Annotated in this window: 15 protein-coding genes; 10 read left to right on the top strand and 5 right to left on the bottom strand. The window is 49.7% G+C overall.

Annotated elements, in window-relative coordinates; translation table 11 throughout:
• The first annotated feature begins 205 nt into the window (after nt 1–205).
• From QMZ65_RS11005 to QMZ65_RS11015, 3 genes are all read left to right on the top strand, one after another.
• Entirely contained in the window at nt 206–490 is a 285-nt protein-coding gene (locus QMZ65_RS11005; RefSeq protein ID WP_283215980.1) for a biofilm development regulator YmgB/AriR family protein, read from the top strand.
• Between the two features lie 392 nt (nt 491–882).
• Nucleotides 883–1,623 (top strand): SDR family oxidoreductase, encoded by a 741-nt coding sequence (locus QMZ65_RS11010; protein WP_058959698.1) that lies wholly within the window; start codon nt 883–885, stop codon nt 1,621–1,623.
• 512 nt (nt 1,624–2,135) lie between these two features.
• Nucleotides 2,136–3,770: a sigma factor-like helix-turn-helix DNA-binding protein gene (locus QMZ65_RS11015; protein WP_160868197.1), complete on the top strand. Its 1,635-nt coding sequence runs from the start codon at nt 2,136–2,138 to the stop codon at nt 3,768–3,770.
• A gap of 360 nt (nt 3,771–4,130) precedes the next feature.
• On the opposite strand, the gene QMZ65_RS11020 is transcribed toward QMZ65_RS11015, so the two are convergent.
• Entirely contained in the window at nt 4,131–4,532 is a 402-nt protein-coding gene (locus QMZ65_RS11020; protein WP_097119223.1) for a hypothetical protein, read from the bottom strand.
• A 462-nt stretch (nt 4,533–4,994) separates the two neighbouring features.
• A complete protein-coding gene (locus tag QMZ65_RS11025; RefSeq protein WP_237449383.1) occupies nt 4,995–5,282 on the bottom strand; it encodes a metallophosphoesterase in 288 nt (95 codons plus the stop codon).
• 910 nt (nt 5,283–6,192) lie between these two features.
• Between QMZ65_RS11025 and QMZ65_RS11030 the strand changes: the two genes are divergently transcribed.
• From QMZ65_RS11030 to QMZ65_RS11040, 3 genes are all read left to right on the top strand, one after another.
• Complete coding sequence (locus QMZ65_RS11030) at nt 6,193–7,431, top strand: hypothetical protein (protein WP_141399035.1); 1,239 nt, start codon at nt 6,193–6,195, stop codon at nt 7,429–7,431.
• Nucleotides 7,432–7,753: 322 nt separating this feature from the next.
• The gene (locus tag QMZ65_RS11035; protein WP_283215981.1) at nt 7,754–8,146 is read left to right on the top strand and encodes a VOC family protein; all 393 of its coding nucleotides are present in this window, start codon (nt 7,754–7,756) and stop codon (nt 8,144–8,146) included.
• Nucleotides 8,147–8,215: 69 nt separating this feature from the next.
• A complete protein-coding gene (locus QMZ65_RS11040) occupies nt 8,216–8,644 on the top strand; it encodes a hypothetical protein (protein ID WP_283215982.1) in 429 nt (142 codons plus the stop codon).
• A 64-nt stretch (nt 8,645–8,708) separates the two neighbouring features.
• Here the strand turns inward: QMZ65_RS11040 and QMZ65_RS11045 are convergent, their stop codons facing one another.
• A complete protein-coding gene (locus QMZ65_RS11045) occupies nt 8,709–9,212 on the bottom strand; it encodes a P-loop nucleotide/nucleoside kinase family protein (RefSeq protein ID WP_283215983.1) in 504 nt (167 codons plus the stop codon).
• A gap of 106 nt (nt 9,213–9,318) precedes the next feature.
• On the opposite strand from QMZ65_RS11045, the gene QMZ65_RS11050 reads away from it, so the two are divergent.
• From QMZ65_RS11050 to dcuR, 4 genes are all read left to right on the top strand, one after another.
• Nucleotides 9,319–9,885, top strand: coding sequence for a flavin reductase family protein (locus QMZ65_RS11050; RefSeq protein ID WP_283216029.1), 567 nt, complete (start codon nt 9,319–9,321; stop codon nt 9,883–9,885).
• Nucleotides 9,886–9,949: 64 nt separating this feature from the next.
• Nucleotides 9,950–10,486, top strand: a complete 537-nt coding sequence (msrA, locus tag QMZ65_RS11055) for a peptide-methionine (S)-S-oxide reductase MsrA (RefSeq protein WP_039334791.1) — start codon at nt 9,950–9,952, stop codon at nt 10,484–10,486.
• Between the two features lie 131 nt (nt 10,487–10,617).
• Complete coding sequence (locus tag QMZ65_RS11060; RefSeq protein WP_034821920.1) at nt 10,618–12,249, top strand: sensor histidine kinase; 1,632 nt, start codon at nt 10,618–10,620, stop codon at nt 12,247–12,249.
• Nucleotides 12,246–12,965, top strand: coding sequence for a two-component system response regulator DcuR (dcuR, locus tag QMZ65_RS11065; RefSeq protein WP_034821922.1), 720 nt, complete (start codon nt 12,246–12,248; stop codon nt 12,963–12,965). The genes QMZ65_RS11060 and dcuR overlap by 4 nt, the downstream gene beginning before the upstream one ends.
• Here the strand turns inward: dcuR and QMZ65_RS11070 are convergent.
• Together QMZ65_RS11070 and QMZ65_RS11075 are read right to left on the bottom strand one after the other, a co-directional pair.
• Entirely contained in the window at nt 12,959–13,918 is a 960-nt protein-coding gene (locus QMZ65_RS11070; protein ID WP_211727973.1) for an FAD:protein FMN transferase, read from the bottom strand. The genes dcuR and QMZ65_RS11070 overlap by 7 nt on opposite strands.
• Before the next feature lie 134 nt (nt 13,919–14,052).
• Nucleotides 14,053–16,833: a flavocytochrome c gene (locus QMZ65_RS11075; RefSeq protein ID WP_283215984.1), complete on the bottom strand. Its 2,781-nt coding sequence runs from the start codon at nt 16,831–16,833 to the stop codon at nt 14,053–14,055.
• Nucleotides 16,834–16,971: the final 138 nt, after the last annotated feature.

Raw genomic sequence — 16,971 nt, forward strand, 5'->3', positions numbered from 1 at the left:
ATTGATGGTCGATGCCAGAACGGTTTTTGGTGATCACCGCCCTCCCAATTTTGACAAAATGCGCTAAATTTATTTCATCTGTGGTTTCGATATCACTCGAAATTCCACCCTGTACAAAATCCGCACTCTACTAATAGATTGCGATTGTTATAAGTTACAGCCTGACCACAATGACGTTTGAGTAGCGGACATAAGGGATAAAATCATGTATCAGAGCGCACAACAGTCAACCAATAGCGCGAAGTCTTTCCTTCACTTAGATGCGCTTCGCGACAAAGCCAGTGCTGAAACCGTTGTGATTGAAGCTGCCGCGCGTGAAATCACCCAACGTGGCATGAGAGTCACTAACGGCGCCGTTATTTTGCAATTGATCACTGAAGTGCAGAAGGCCTCTGATCCCGTGCAAATCGATCTGTTACTCAACGCCCTAAAAATCGTGGTCGGGATGACTCCCGGTGAAGCGGAACGCTGGGCATACTTCAACTGGTAACAGTGTTTATGAAGGCTAAGCACATCCTCGGCCATTGATATTGTTGCGACAGAAGCCCCACATCAAGGAAACAGACGGTAAGCACTCAATATTTTAAAGAATGCAGGTATCAGCTATACGCCAGGTATCGACAAACACGAAGTGGAGGATTTTCTGTCACCTTATTTAGTGAGGTCATATTAGGCGCCTGCAAATTTCGACGCTGTTCGCGCCGGAAAGACAAGATCTGCTTCACGCTGAAAGCCGACCTGACATCTCGCCAGTTGGTCCATTCCGTACCAGAAGCTGTAGTTCAATCAGCAATGCCTTAGTTGCGTAATGAAATGGATGACGAACAGTGTTCTGTTTACGTAAGGTAAATGCTCATTCCTCCGCCAAAAAAAGGACTAAGCATGGGCAGGTTTCAGGGTAAACGTATACTGATCACTGGTGGTACAAGTGGCATGGGACTGGCAGGCGCGCTGCGCATTATCGCTGAGGGTGGTGATGTAGCTATTACAGGGCTCAGTGAAGAAAGACTGGAACGCGCCCGTACTCTGCTGCCTAAAACATCGCTTATTTTGAAAAGTGACTCTGCAAGCGAAGTTGACATCAATACGCTAAAGGAAGCTATTAGCGATTGGGGTTCACTTGATGGATTATGGCTCAATGCTGGCTTCGCGGAGGTCAGTTCTCCGGAATCTGTAACGGCGGATTCTTTTAATCGTATGATGAACGCAAATGTGCGCGGCCCGATGCTACAGCTTGCCGCCCTATCAAAATCACTTAATTCAGGTGCATCCGTTCTGGTTACTTCGTCCTCTTCAACTTACGAAGGTGCGGCTATGACAAGCCTGTATGCAGCGACGAAAGGTGCCGTTATCGCCATGGTCAAAAGCTGGGCATCTGCGCTGGCGGAACGTGGCATTCGCGCCAACACTTTAGTGCCAGGCCCAATTGAAACTAATTTCAGGCACTTTATGCCAGAGGAGTCGCGTCAGCAGTTTGAAGATTTCGTGGTAAGCCAGGTTCCTTTAGGTCGCGCAGGCACAGCAGAAGAAGCCGCTGCGGTTGCACTCTTCCTCCTGTCCGATGACGCATCCTATGTTACTGGCAGTCAGTATGCTGTAGATGGCGGGCTGGTACATTACTGATGTGTCTATAAGGAGTTATGAAATCTATCGAGTAGATTCAATAAAGTCTGCTGTTCGCTCACAGTGGATCTTGGCTGTTGTAGATGTCCGCTCCGTGCCAACAACGGAAGTAGCACACGCACTTTCATCCGCACAGTAAACAGCGATCCAGAAAGTAAGCGATCAGAGTTTGTCGGACGCATCGCTGAACAGGCAATTCGTGTTAAATATGTAGGCCAGTTGATTAAAAAGCAGCATGGCCATGGCAGTCCTTTTGCCAGTGTGGGTTTTCCCGATAATACTGACAAGCCTACAACTTTGATGCTAGGTTAGAGGTAGTCAAGGTCTGGCTTCTATATCAAAACGTACAGATTGAATGATACCTTGACCCCTTTCATACATACCTAACGTAATTAACTGCAATCTTAAGTGATATTATTCGTGCCAGTTATGCCAAACACAAAAGTTGCAATGGCAAATACCAAGCATCAAAGTGGAATATTTTTCCCGCATGGAGCAGGTAGTAAACGATAATGACCGAGCTTAAAGCTGCATCTGAGTCTGAAGAGTCCAAACGCTTGCCGGCCCGGCATGGCGCACCCTGGGAGTACCGAGAGTTTCTTGAACTGGTCAATGGGATCAAATGCGGACACACTACGACTCAACTTGCAAAGCTCCACCAGCGCACCTCCGGCAGCATAACTGCAGCAGCAATGCGTTTGATCCCATCGGCAGACAAACCGGCAAGCCATATTCATGCGGTGGAAGTGCTAGCCATCTATATGCGCGAGAAGGGAGATGTCGATCTCCATTCGCTGGTTCAAGCAATTTGTCCGGCACCTGTTATCCGCAAGGGTGTCGTTTCTGCCCGAAACTTAACATTACAACCAACACCTGATGGTCAGCAATCAACAAGTGGCGCTGGCAACCTACAAGCGCCGGATAAAAGCCATGAGCTTAACGTATACACAGAGTTCCCGGCAGATAACGCCACTGACGCCGATGTACTGATGCTCGTCAGTGCTGCAGTGGCAAATTTGCCCAAAGAGCGTGATCGGAACGCGCTTGAAATGCGCCTCGGTGTAGACGATCAGCCCCACACATTGGCTGAAATTGGAGAGGAATGGGGCGTATCCAGGGAGAGAGTGCGTCAAATTCAGGAACGAGGATTTAAACGTTTAGCAGCACGCGCACGCTATGAGGGCACATATGGCTCAGCACTGAAAAAACTGCTGGAGCCAGCTTCTACCTCCACCGATGAATTGGCATTGTGGTTGTTCAATACAGTTCGTTTTGATTTCGTCATTCCGCTTAGACTGGCAGCGAAGTTCATTCTTCGCACTGCCGGTTTCACCGTTCAGAAAGTAACTGAAGTGACCGCATTGTTGCCCGCTATAGAGCGGTCACACAAGGCGCAATTGCGTAAGCAGAACCGCAATCGAGCAGTAATGGAAAGAACCGAATCTGTCATCACCGGTTGGTTGAATGACAGTGAATGGCCAGAGGCCATCACACCGCCCCCACCCACTGAGCAGCTTACAAACCAGCGTCTGGTCAACGATTCGGATATTGCCGGTAATTTCTACTCTGAGAAACTCGACCGTATGGTGCAATACGAATCCGGGCTTGAGCTTGAAATATTGACACTGCTGGAACGTAGTGAACAGATAGCCTATTATCAGGAACAGCCAGCCGTCATCCCCTATACCTTCGGGGGGAGAAATCGATATTATTACCCAGATCTGTTCATCGCTACGGTAGACGGCCGTGGCTTGCTTATAGAGATAAAACCGACAGACAGAATGGCGCTAAGCATCAACCGGGTCAAATCAAATGCAGGACGAACATGGGCGCACGCCCGTGGATGGGGTTGGTTAGTGATGAGTCTTCGGCATACGCTTCGTCAGGTCGAGGATTACCAAATCCCCGTTTCCATTGTGGCGTTGCTGGATAACGAACTGAAAGAGCATGGCGTTATAACTTGGAGTGACTTGATAAATTTACGCGCGCAGCACGGTCTGAAGCGATTCGATATCACGGCCTATATAATTCAGTCAGATGCCGAATTTGACGGGGCATATAGCATCAAGCCCAAAAGATCGTGCGCTCTACATTGGCAGCACAGTGAAATGACACACAGCGCTCCACATGCACGAATAAGAGAATAGAACCAAAGATGTATTTTCATGAATTATATCTCGAATAGTGAATCACGAGGTCGATATAAAAAAAGTCTCTCCAGCTATCATGACTTGCTCCCCGCGGATTAATGCACCGCGATTTTAGTAATGCCATCATCAGTGGTTAGAACCGTTACCAGCTTCCGCCGAGCGCTCACTTCGGACCCCACAGTCCTACAGGCATTTCCGCTACGTGCCAGGAGCTGACATTGAGATATGTTAATTATGGTTCGCAGGCCAACTGAAAAATACAGTTTCTAAATCTACAAGCACCAGAAAATTCCAATAGAAAAAAAGATCAAGCAATCGAACCTTTACGTATTTATTTACGCCGCTAAGCTTTAATTATTATGGAAATAACCTTGAAATCACCTTACGCCATAAAGAACTTTTCTTTTCAGTGTCAGCCGATGAATTAGCCCAAGATGGATTCATCAAATCACTCGGTAATAAATATTTGCGATCATCATCATCGACAACGACGGCATCTAACTTGACCGCGATCTGCAACATCTTACAATACAGGGCCTCACAGGGTTGCTTGGTGTAAATTCGTCCATCATACCATTCGAGCCAAGGTTCATTATGTGGTTGATGGACATTCCATGTAGCAAAGAAATCACCATTCTTATTATCAATTGATAATTCTTCATCATTATAAACGAGCTGAAGCCATTCTTCACTCGTAATTGGATCATTTGAACTATCAAACCAATTTTCTGTTCTTACGATATGAAGTTCCCAGCCCATGAACACCTCCATTTATTTATGAATATTGCCATTTGTTGAAATGTAAAGCGAAAGCCTGATATTTATGTTGTGAGTATGCATCAAACAATACTAGATCAGCCAGCATCAATGATCAGATATATTTGCAGGCAAAAAAATTGCTCGGACAGAGCGATAGAGACATTCTCCGCTTTGATTTACTCAGTACGAATCTAGTTATTGAACATCAGTTGTGATAGCTACGCCTGACGTCCGTTCCTCGCTCTCAGCAGACATTCAGCTCAGTCAGATGGTCCGCTGTGTGCCAACAGCGGATATTGTTCCCTCGCAACATTATGCGTTAATCACTGGCGATCAGGTCGATCTCTATGAGATCTATACGTTTACTGAATGCTAGTTAAACCCCAACGTAGTCACTAGTAATAGAGTTATCGACATAGCTGTCTATCATCAATGCTGGCGGGGCATTCGCATAGGGGACATTTACTGTTCCAAACCAGATAGGATTAGCCGCGCAGACGGAGCCACAAATGTAGGCTGGTATGCCCGCAAACCTCGGTCGTCTGAATTACACGGCAGTATCAATGAAGGGTAACTTTGCTGATTTAGGCAGTCAGCTATCTGTTTATAAGCTTCCTGCCAATGCCCATCGGTTAGATCACCTGTAAGCACCAGTACATCCGGTTTCAGATGCATAAGCCAATTTAATACTTGGTCAAACGGAAGTAGATGATCATTTTCGGGTGAGGCGTGAATATCTGAAACCTGCATTATCAGCAGAAAGACCTAAAATAATTATTTTGTGAAGAACAGGATCACAATGAATCGCTAAGTTCAATTCCTACTGCTTAGAGCTAATATTAGTATGGATGCGAATGCTCATCTCCTCGCTCGCAGCGGACCATTCGAACGAACAAGCCTGCTCTGTGCCATGATCACACGTTTTTGTCGTTATTTTTCGCAAAGCTCCCTGCACAGGGCTAGGTAATCAGGTGATATAACTGCTACGCAGCACTTTTTCCTCAATTAGGATGTCTCAATCACAAGAGTAGGCGCTAATCACAATGAAAGGATGCGAAAATGTTATCTAGTGTAGACTGGATGGTATAGGTGATTTTTTATCTTCGATGTAATCGTTATACTAATCATAGTTATTTCTTTATTCACCGGCATAGAGAAATGCAAATATAGGGAAAGTTCACATGCTTATTTAGGCTATATTAAGCATAGATCTGCTTATGGTTTTTAATTCTAACTGTAACACGCTCTGGAATTTCTGAGACAGATAATTTTTGCCACGGCCTCTTGTTAAACCATTTGAATCACCCCGCGCTTGCAGCCGCATCGAAAGATAACTTTGTTCAGTTATCCCGTTCTTATCACCCCATGCTATGGATAATCAACCTCTCTTGAGGCCCCTTGTAATCAAGCCGAATTAACGTCCGCTCAACGCGGATGTTGGCCTGCGCACAGCACACTCTGTGCCGAGGCGGAAATGGAAAATAGCGTGACATTTTAAATGAAAGGCTAAATAATTTGCATCGATAGATGCATATTTCATTGTGTGAACTGACTCTGCTTTTTGCTAGCGTATTAATCGGGAGTTATCCTCGAGTGTTGCAGTTTCATCTGTTTGTGATAAGGTTTTAGTAGGACATGAAGCGCGTAAAGGGATAATAGAATGAAGAAGATAATATCAGCAATATTGATTTTTTTTATATTGCCAGCATCAAGTTGCCTTGCAGTTGAAAATAAAACGATACATTTCATTTTTGGGGTTAGTGATCTTTATTCACCTGTGCTTTCTGATGAAGAAAACAGGTCTGTACTGGAAAGTCTGACAAAGGGGGCTACTGTTACGGCAACATACAGACATACTACTCGCAAGTTTCATTGGTTTTCAACAATGAGCGGGGTCACTACGTTCCTTGATCCGGGATACAAATATACATCAAAAGATGAAACTCGCAGTTATACACTTTTACCAGAAGCCGATAACCGATCTATTTTAGGGGTTGATATGCCGGTATCGCTGGATGGTGACTATGTGCTTGCTGAATTATACGTACAACTATATCCATCACTATACCAACAACCCGGATATCTTGCGACAATAAAGAATTTGCCTGAAAAAGACCTGAAGTTTTCCCGTGAATTCAGAGGCTCATCATCATTTAGGTATCTTGTCAGCCAGGATAAAAGAAGAACACAAAGTCCTGTTAACGAACATCAAGGGTGTCTCTTTGTCACTACCCCCTATGGCTATCCTGATACCACCATTCCGGTTGTAACACTTGTTGGTACAAATTTAACAAATATGCGTCTAACCAATATTATGCATCAGCGTTGCCCACTAGTTAATATAAATACCAATGAGAAATCGACGGTTCTTACTGGACATTTACCACCTGCGAGAATAGCGGCTGCTCAAGCTAATATAGACTACTCTACAACTAAAGGTATTACCCAAAAATCGGGGGCGCTCCATCCTGTCAATAAAGAGATGGCTCGATGGTATCAACGAAATGATGAAGGGGTTTATGCTGCCTTACAGGCATTTGGACCTTTTAAGTTATTTAGGATGCGTATCCGTTTTGATGCGGCGTATCCCGAAGGAAAGCGACTACCGATACGAACTGAAAGCTGGTATCTCTATAATGAAAAATTAGTTAAATACTCTGGTTCAATTTATTATCTATCCACTGACAATGAAAAAAGTATGTCAGCAGATGAAGTGGTTTATTTTCATGACGAAAAAAAAGTTTTCAATGAGAGTAAAAAGGATAACTGTAATACACAGGGCTGTCAGAATGCTCTTGCTGATATACAACATCATTCAACTAATTCTTGGGATGATTTACAACGAGAAGCAGTGCGCTATATGCAACTCACTTTGATTCCAATAACTGATGATGAATGATCTGACTTGCATTTAACATTTCAACAGTTAGTTTTAATTCACAATCTAGGGGCTTGCTAAAAGCCCTGAAAACTTAAAAGCCAGTACCCATCCCGGTGACGTATCCATAACTTAGGTAGGGGGCTTTTACGTCTCCTTTTCGCTCACAGCGGACCTTACCCGCCAGCCGCCAGCCGCCAGCCGCCAGCCGCCAGCCGCCAGCTTACCAACAAAATACACCCCAAAACATTATGGTAAATCCCGTGTTGTGCTGTGCTCAGGCAGTTGTATCTCGAAACTACTTCAGCAAACATCTCTTAAGCACAAATATGGAGCACCTACCATGAACATAACCAAAATCGACCACATCCACGTCTACGTTGACGATATCGAGAAAGCAGAACGCTGGTATCAGGAAATCCTTGGCTTCACCCGCGATAGCTCGCTGTACTTCTGGTTTGAACAAGGAGGGCCGCTGGTCATCAGGAATAATGGCGCATCGCTTTCCCTCTTCCTGAGAAAATCCCAGCACCCAGGCCATACCATGGCTTTTGCCGTGCAGGCATCCGCGTTTCTCGAACTGATATCTATCCTCAAGTGCAAAAAAATCGCCTCTACCGTCAGTGATCACGATGTCTCTATGTCTCTTTACTTCAGCGATCTCAGTGGCAACAAGATTGAAATAACGTCCTGGGAATATACACAGGCAAAACAGATATTGGAAAATGCGGGATAACGATTCGCCATCAAGGAACGGATAACGCTACAATCAATAACGGATTAACATTTTGAACGGAGTCAAAAATTGAAATTTCACTATTCGCTTCATCGCCTTGGTCTGATAAAACAATGGCAAAAGGACCGATTCAGAATTGCATTTTTTATTCTCATCGGCCTATTCTTTTCAGCCGTGATCAAATGGCTATTACCCCAATTAACTCATGGCAATATCACAGGTGGCTTTACCGGTATGCTATGCGGGCTTGCAGCAAGCTTTTGGCTTACTAATATTGCGTGGCTTACATTTAAGACCCCCATTCGCCAAAGCGACCTGGATTCAGTTTTGGAGAAATACCATTACGAGCAAACTGAGCAAGGTTATTATGAGCTGCAGATAGCGAAATACAGAAGATTCAAATCTCAGCGTATTTATATAAGTAACGATGATAATGACATCACGCTTGAAGGCCCCTACAACACCCTCAAAAGAATCATCAATCATCTCAATAAATAGCCGGGAACTTTGAGGGGCAAATATTAGATGACTGGAACAAATATCAATCCAGTCATCGTCAGTCTTAACCGTGCATCACCACATTAAACCCTTCATCCGCATCCGGTGCGACGAAGTAGCTGCTGATCACCTCGAACTGCGCATCGGTCGCCGTGAAGTCATGTTCACCTTCTGCATTACGCGCATGCAAACGGCTTTTGCACACCGCATCGGGCACATCGATAAAGTGCAGCTGATGTTCCGCCTGTGCACTCTGGATCACCGCCTTCATCCACTGACGTTGGCCGACGGTGTTCGCCGGGAAATCCAGCACCACTGACACACCTCGCTGTAACAGTGCGATTAGGTGTGGCGTCATCGCATTGCGTAACTTGCCCGCACAACGCACGTAGTCCGCAACATCCTGCATCTCTTCGGCGAACAAATGTGCCAGCCAGGCGTCTTCGCTAATAATCACCGCGCCAGTTTGTTGGGCCAGTTGATGTGCCAGCGTGGATTTTCCGGCAGCGATTTTACCGCACAGCAGATGCAAAACAGGACGAGATGTGGACACAGACGCAGATTCCATTAGCCAGCTCCAGATAAAATGACGCTCTACCATGCCGTTAAATGCCGGTCCAGTAAAGCCTGGCATCTACACTTACGCTATCTCTGCAAAAATAAGGAGACGCATGATGAGTCAACGCCTGCACAAAATCGACTTTCCGGTCAGCAAGGCGCGGAAGTATCTGGAACCTGATCCGGTGGTGTTGCTGAGTTCGCAATTTGAAGATCACCACGACATCATGACGCTCGGCTGGCACACCATTCTGGAGTTCTCGCCGTCACTGGTGGGCTGCATGATCGCCAACGGCAACTACAGTCATGAGCTGATTCGGCAAAGCGGACAGTGCGTGATTAACATCCCCTCGGCGGATTTGGTGGATAGCGTGGTGGCGATTGGTAACTGCCATGGCGATCGCCTCGATAAGTTCGATGCCTTTCACCTCACGCCAGAACCGGCAAAAGTGGTGAATGCGCCGCTGATCGATGAGTGCTTCGCCAGCTTTGAGTGTCAGCTGTATGACGATTCGATGGTGAATAACTACGGCTTCTTTATTTTCGAAATCGTCAAAGCGCATGTCGCCGATAAACCGGAATTTCCGCCGACGCTGCACTACACTGGCGAAGGACGTTTTACCGTAATGAGCAATAGCGTGCTCGACAAGCACCATGATTTTAAGCCAGAAATGTTAATTTAGGCGGCTTGAATTCACCTTCGAGCGCCCTCACAGTAACGCTTTCGACCTGACAGGAGTAATAACAATGGCAACTGAATATGCGGTGATCGCCGGTGGCTGTTTCTGGTGTACCGAAGCAGTGTTCAAAGATGTGATTGGCGTGGAGTCAGTCGAAAGTGGGTATACCGGCGGGGAGCGCCCGAACCCAACCTATGAGCAGGTGTGCAGCGGTGCCACCGGCCACGCCGAAGCGATCCGCGTCGGTTTCGATCCCGAGCAAGTGAAATATGGCGACCTGCTGGATATCAGCTTTGCGACGCACGATCCAACGCAGCTGAACCGTCAGGGCAACGATGTCGGTACTCAGTATCGTTCAGCGATCTTCCCGGCGAATCCAGAGCAGGAAGCCGAAGCGATTGCTGCCATTGCGCGTGCACAAGCCGATCTCAACGTGCCGGTGGTGACCACCATCGAGCCGCTGAAAGAGTGGTATCCGGCAGAAGATTATCATCAGGATTACTGGGATGGCGCCGGCCAGCGTAACGGCTACTGCATGGCGGTGATTCCACCGAAACTGCAGAAGCTGCGTAAGAGCTTTGCCAACCGCGTGAAGCAGGGCTAATCCAGCCCCCCTAAGATGCGGCCTCTGCACGCCGCATCCAGTCTGCTTATCACCATCAAAGGTCGTCATTTATGACGACCTTTTTGCATTAAAGCGTCATAATAGCGCCCTCTTCTCTTCAGGGAGCGATGATGACCACGCCTCAACCCGCAATCCCCGCGCGCAAGCGGCCCATGAAACTCAACACGCTGGTGACGCTGATGCTCAGCGCGGTGATCGTGCTGGTGCTGCTGAGTGTGCACATGTTCTATTTCTTCCAGATTGGTGCTTCAACCCGTGCCCAGTTAGAAGATAAAGCCATGGCGGTGGCCCGCACGCTGGCAAGATCGCCGGAGATTCAGCAGGCGCTGACGCAACCGGTGGCCAATGCCAATATTCAACCCATCGCGAAAGCCGTGGAAGAGAGCAACAATCTGCTGTTTATTACCGTCACCAATATGGACGGTATCCGCTATTCTCATCGCAATCCGGAACTGGTCGGCAAGCACTTTATCGGCGAAGACATTGGGCCCGCCCTGCGCGGCCATGAAAACGTCTCGGTGAACAAAGGTTCTCTGGCAAAAGCGCTGCGTGTGTTTACCCCGGTGTATAACGCGGAGGATCGGCAGATCGGCGTAGTGGCGATCGGTATTTCCCTTGATGCCGTGACCGATCAGATCAACGAAAGCCGCTGGAGCATTATCTGGACCATTCTGATTGGTACGCTGGCAGGCGCGATTGGCACCCTGGTGCTGGTGCGCGTGCTGAAACGCATCTTATTCGGCCTCGAACCCTACGAGATTTCCACTCTGTTTGAGCAGCGTCAGGCAATTCTCAACTCGGTCAAAGAGGGCGTGGTGGCGATGGACGATCAGGCGCAGGTGACGCTGGTGAATCAGGCCGCGCGCACCCTGCTTAATGAGCCGTCGTCCAGCGGTATGATTGATAACGAGGGCATTGATGATGCCTCGGTGATCAACCAACACCTGCGAGATGTGCTGCACAGCGGCCGTGCGCGTCGTGATGAAGAGCTGAATGTGAATGGTCGCTTGTTGTTGTGCAATACGGTGCCGGTACGCAGCCAGGGACGCATTATTGGCGCGGTCTGTACTTTCAGGGACAAGACCGAAATCAGCCGACTGATGCAGCGTCTGACGGGCATGGTAAACTACGTCGATGCGTTGCGGGAGCGCTCGCACGAGTTCATGAACAAGCTGCACGTGATCCTCGGCCTGCTGCACATGAAAAACTATGCGCAGGTGGAAGCGTATATTTTGAAAACCGCCAATAATTACCAGACTGAGATTGGCTATTTGCTCGATCGCATCAAGTCACCGGTGATTGCCGGTTTCCTGCTGAGCAAGATCAATCGCGCTTCGGATTGCGGTCATCGCCTGACCATCAGCGATGCCAGCTATGTGCCCGACAGCGGTAACGAAGACCAGATGGCGGCCCTGATCACCGTGGTCGGTAATCTGGTGGAGAACGCCATCGATGCGCTCAGCGAGCAGACCGAAGGCGAGATCCACGTGATGCTGCACTATCAGAACGGCTGGCTGGCGTGCGAAGTGAGTGACGATGGTCCCGGCATTGAGCCGGCCAATCTGGCGACAATTTTTGATAAAGGGTTCTCCACCAAAGGAGAGAACCGTGGTGTGGGCCTGTTCCTGCTGAAACAGCAAACGGAAAACCTCGGTGGCGGCGTGACCGTTGAGTCAGAACCCGGCGTATTTACCCAATTTTTAGTACAACTTCCCTGGGATGGAGGAAACCAATCCGCATGATCAATGTGTTAGTGGTCGATGATGACGCCATGGTCGCTGAGCTGAACCGTTCTTTTATCGGTCAGGTTCAGGGCTTCCACTGCTGTGGAACCGCTTCGACCCTGAAGCAGGCCAAAGAGATTCTGTTCAACAGCGACACCCCGATTGATTTGGTGCTGCTGGATATCTACATGCAGCAAGAGAATGGCCTTGATCTGTTGCCTGAACTGCGCAAAGCCCAGAGTTCGGTGGAAGTGATCATCATTTCATCCGCTGCCGATGCCGAGAACATCAAAACTTCGCTGCACTACGGCGTGGTGGATTATCTGATCAAGCCGTTCCAGTTCCCGCGTTTTGAAGAGGCGCTCACCAGCTGGCGGCAGAAGAAGTCGCTGATGGATAATCAGCACTACTATCAGCAGTCTGATGTCGATCTGTTGATCCATGGTAACCCGGCCACGCAGCATGACAACAAGCGCCTGCCGAAGGGTTTAACGCCGCAGACGCTGCGCACCTTGTGTCAGTGGATTGATGCCCATCCCGGGCATGAGTTCTCCACCGATGAGCTGGCGGCGGAAGTGAATATTTCGCGCGTGTCGTGCCGTAAATATCTGATCTGGCTGGCGCAGATTAATATTCTGTTCACCAGCATTCATTACGGCGCCACCGGCCGTCCGGTGTATCGCTATCGTTTACAGCCGGAATACCATTCGCTGTTGCAGCAATACTGTCAGTAACGCAGCTGCCAGTCGACATCGCGCTGCTGGAACTGAAAGTGGCGCGGTGAAGAGCAGATGATTTGCCGATCGCGCGTCACAAACACCGCATCCAGATCGGGCTGGTCGGCCAGATAAGCCAGCCCCTGCTCCACGCCCATGCCGTACAGCAGTGTGGTGTAGATGTCGCCATCCAGTGAGCGGTCGGAAATCACCGTCACGCTCAGTAACTCGTTGTCCAGCGGATAGCCGGTGTGTGGATCAAAGATGTGGTGCCAGCACTTGCCGTCCAATTCGAAATAGCGCTCGTAAATTCCCGATGTCACCACCGATTTGCCCTGCACTTGCAGCACGCCCAGCAGTTCATCCTCACGCCCAAACGGCTTTTTCAGGCCAATGCTCCAGCCTTGTGGCTCGTGCGGTGGCGCGCCGAGCGTCTGCACATTGCCGCCAAGATTGATCAGCGCCTGCGGCACGCCCTGCTGGCGTAAAAACGCCTGCACCACATCCGCGATATACCCTTTGGCGATGGCCCCGAGATCGATCTCCATGCCCGGCTGTTGCAGGAACACCGAACGCTCTTCTTCGTTGAGGATCACCTGATGTGGATCGGTGAGCGGCAACAGTGCGGCAATCTCATTGGCGGGAGGCACGGCACGCCCCTGAAAACCAATCTTCCAGCGTTTGACCACCGGACCGATGGTGAAGTTGAATGCGCTGCCGGGTGACACACTGACGGCGTGTGCCACGCTGATCAGTCGGAACACCGCCTCACTGACGCGCACTGCATGGCGTCCCGCTGCCTGGTTGATCGACATCACTTCGGATTCGGCACGATTGACGGTGAACAGGTTTTCCTGCTGCTTGATAAGTTGAAAGACCTGACGGGCTAAGGTGGGGTTATCGTCGAAGAGTTTGAGCAGAATGGGCGAACCCATCAGAACAGCAGAGTAGGAGTAGACGCCTTCGGTCATAGAGCCTCGTTTACCCACCATACTGCGCGCCAGTAGCTTGTGTCGATAACCCAATGACCGACGGTTGTCAGTCACCGGAATTCACACTCTAACGCCTTACTCTGGTACGCAATATTTTGGGTAATTAACGTTAATTAGTTTCCTAACGCCAGTTTAGCCGCATTGTGACCGGCCTTGATACCAAAGATGATGATATCCGCTACTGCATTACCGCCGATACGGTTCGCACCGTGGATACCGCCGACCACTTCACCAGCAGCCCAGGCACCGGGAATCACCTGTTTCTGCGCATCCAGCACCGCAGTATCGGTGTTGATGGTGACGCCGCCCATAGTGTGGTGCACCCCAGGGGCGATACGGATGGCGAAGTACGGACCTTTATTCAGCGGGTGACGCAGCGCCGTCTTACGACCGAAGTCTTCATCATCCTGCTTCGCCACAAACTCGTTGTAACGACCGAGTGTGGTTTGCAGCGCTTCCTGATCCATGTTGAGTTTGACCGCCAGCTCGTGCGGCGTTGGCGCGCTGATCACAAAGCCTTTGGCGATATATTCGTCGGCCGCTTTGTTGTTGGCGCGGACCTGCTCATCAAACACGATCCATGCGCTTTTCTCTGGCAGTGCGATGATCTCAGCAGAGACTTTGTCACGGGTTTCCATCTCATTGTAGAAACGCTTACCCGCCTGGCTGACCAGAATCGCCCCGCCGCCACGCATCGCTTCGGAGATCAGATAAGACGTAGTCTGCTCAACCGTTGGGTGAATCTGGATCTCGCCCATATCCACGGTATCCGCACCGATTTTTTGCAACATGGCGATACCGCTACCGGTGGCACCTTTATGGTTGGTGGTAACGAAGCCATCCAGTTCCGGACGGTATTTCACCACCATTTCGCGGTTAGCACTGAAACCGCCGGTGGCGACAATCACGCTTTTCGCATTAAGAATGCGGCTGTCATTGTACTCATCCACCACTTTGACGCCGGTAACGGCACCGTTTTCCACCAGGATCTCTGAAACTGAAGTCTCCAGCAGCACTTCGATTTCGCGCTGGTTGACGTTTTTCACCAGGCCGCTGATCAGGAAGCCACCGACGGCAGAACGGTCTTCCGGGCGGTGCGTACGGTCGATGCTCATACCCCCGGTGATGGTGATGTCACACAGCTCGATATTTTTCGCCGCCAGCCACTCAATCGCTTCCGGCGCCTGCTCAACAAACTCGCGCAGCAGCACCGGATTGTTTTTGAAATTACCGCCCTTCAGCGTCTCTTCGTAGAACAGCTCTTTGCTGTCTTCGATGCCTTTCAGTTTCTGATAGCGGGTTTCGGCGGCGTTCATGCCCACCGAGGCTTTGATGGTGTTACCGCCAATGGTCGGCATCTTCTCGATGATCACCACGCGTGCGCCGTCATCGTGCGCCTGAATCGCCGCCGCCAGACCGGCACCGCCCGTGCCCACCACTACCACGTCATAATTGACCGGTGCGTTCGGGTTACCGCCCTCTTCAATCACATACTCTTTACTGGAGGTGGTCAGTGCGCGGGAGACCGCTTTTTTCAGCGCCTCACTCTGTGTGGTCGCACCGGTGATGGCATCGACGTGCGGGCTGTTCGCCACCAGAATGCGTTCACGCAGGCTTTCAAAGGTACTGGTAAAGTCGACATCCAGGCTGGGATCCGGCACCAGTGAGATATCAGTGATACGGTCGGTGTCGAGGGTGACGTTGATTTTCAGCTTCAGCGCTTCGGCTTCCACTTTCGCCTGGTAAACCCCGGCTTTGTATTTACGATGGCCATCGCTGACGTCACGGATCATCGCATCCACCAGCGAGAAGCGCCACAGCGGTTCTGGAATCGTCAGCGCCTCACGCTTGGTGCTGTCGATGTAGAGTTCCATGTGCTCGTTTTTGATGATGCGGTCGGCCCAGTCCGGATAGGCGATGCAGGCTTTACCGACCGCCACCAAATCAAAGCCGTGCTCCAGCGCGTTCTCGGCATCTTCTTTATTCACCACACCACCCACGCCAATCACTGGCACTTTCGCCAGCGTAGCAGAGCGTTCGGCCAGATATTTGGTGATCAGGGGCGTGGGATCTTTGGTATCGACAATCGATGGACGCAGCAGCTGTCCGACGGAGAAGTGCACGTAGTCCAGACCGCGCGCCGCCAGTTTTTCCAGCAGATACATCGTGTCATCCCAACGGATGCCGGGAACTTCCAGCTCTTCCGGTGAGAAGCGATAACCGATGATGAAGTCAGCCGCCGCAAAGCGATCGGCCATTTTATGGGTGATCTCCAGCACTTCCATTGGGAAGCGTGCGCGGTTATCGCGGCTGCCGCCCCATTTGTCGTCACGCTGGTTGGAGTTAGGCGAGTAGAACTGCTGAATCAGATAGGTGTTCGCGCCGTGGATCTCAACGCCATCGAAACCGGCTTTAATTGCGCGGTTCACCGCATCACCAAACTTGGTGATCATCACATCGACTTCTTCAGCGGTCAGCGCTTGCGGCTTGGTGGCACCGTCACGAGGTGCAGCAATAGCGCTCGGTGCAACAGGGGTTTTGCCGCCAATCAGTGCCGGTTCCACCATGCGGCCACCGTGGTAAATCTGCAGAATGGCTTTTGAACCTTCAGATTTGATCGCATGGGCGATTTTCGCCAGCCCGGCAATTTTGTTGTCGCTGTCGATACCCAACGCGCCAGGGAAAGCCGGGCCACGGTTATCAATAAAGCAGCATTCAACAATCACCGTACCGATACTGCCCGCACGTACGCGGTAATACTCGACCAAATCGCTGGTGACACCGCCGTCAAAATAGCCGGTACAGGTGGTCATCGGGGCCATCACCAGACGGTTTTTCAGCACCGCACCTTTCGGCAGCGTTAGCGGGTTAAGGATTGGGGTGAGCTTATTCATAATGAGCAACTCCAGAATTAAGAAATTGTGTATTCAATTCTTTGGCGGTTCGGCGCGGCTTTATAATTATTTAAGTGGTCCGATTTCATGGCATAAATATACCATTTTATTTAGTTACATAACCCAGATTGTTAGTTA

The sequence above is a fragment of the Pantoea sp. EABMAA-21 genome, from assembly GCF_030053335.1.
In the GTDB taxonomy this organism is placed as follows: Bacteria; Pseudomonadota; Gammaproteobacteria; order Enterobacterales; family Enterobacteriaceae; genus Pantoea; species Pantoea communis.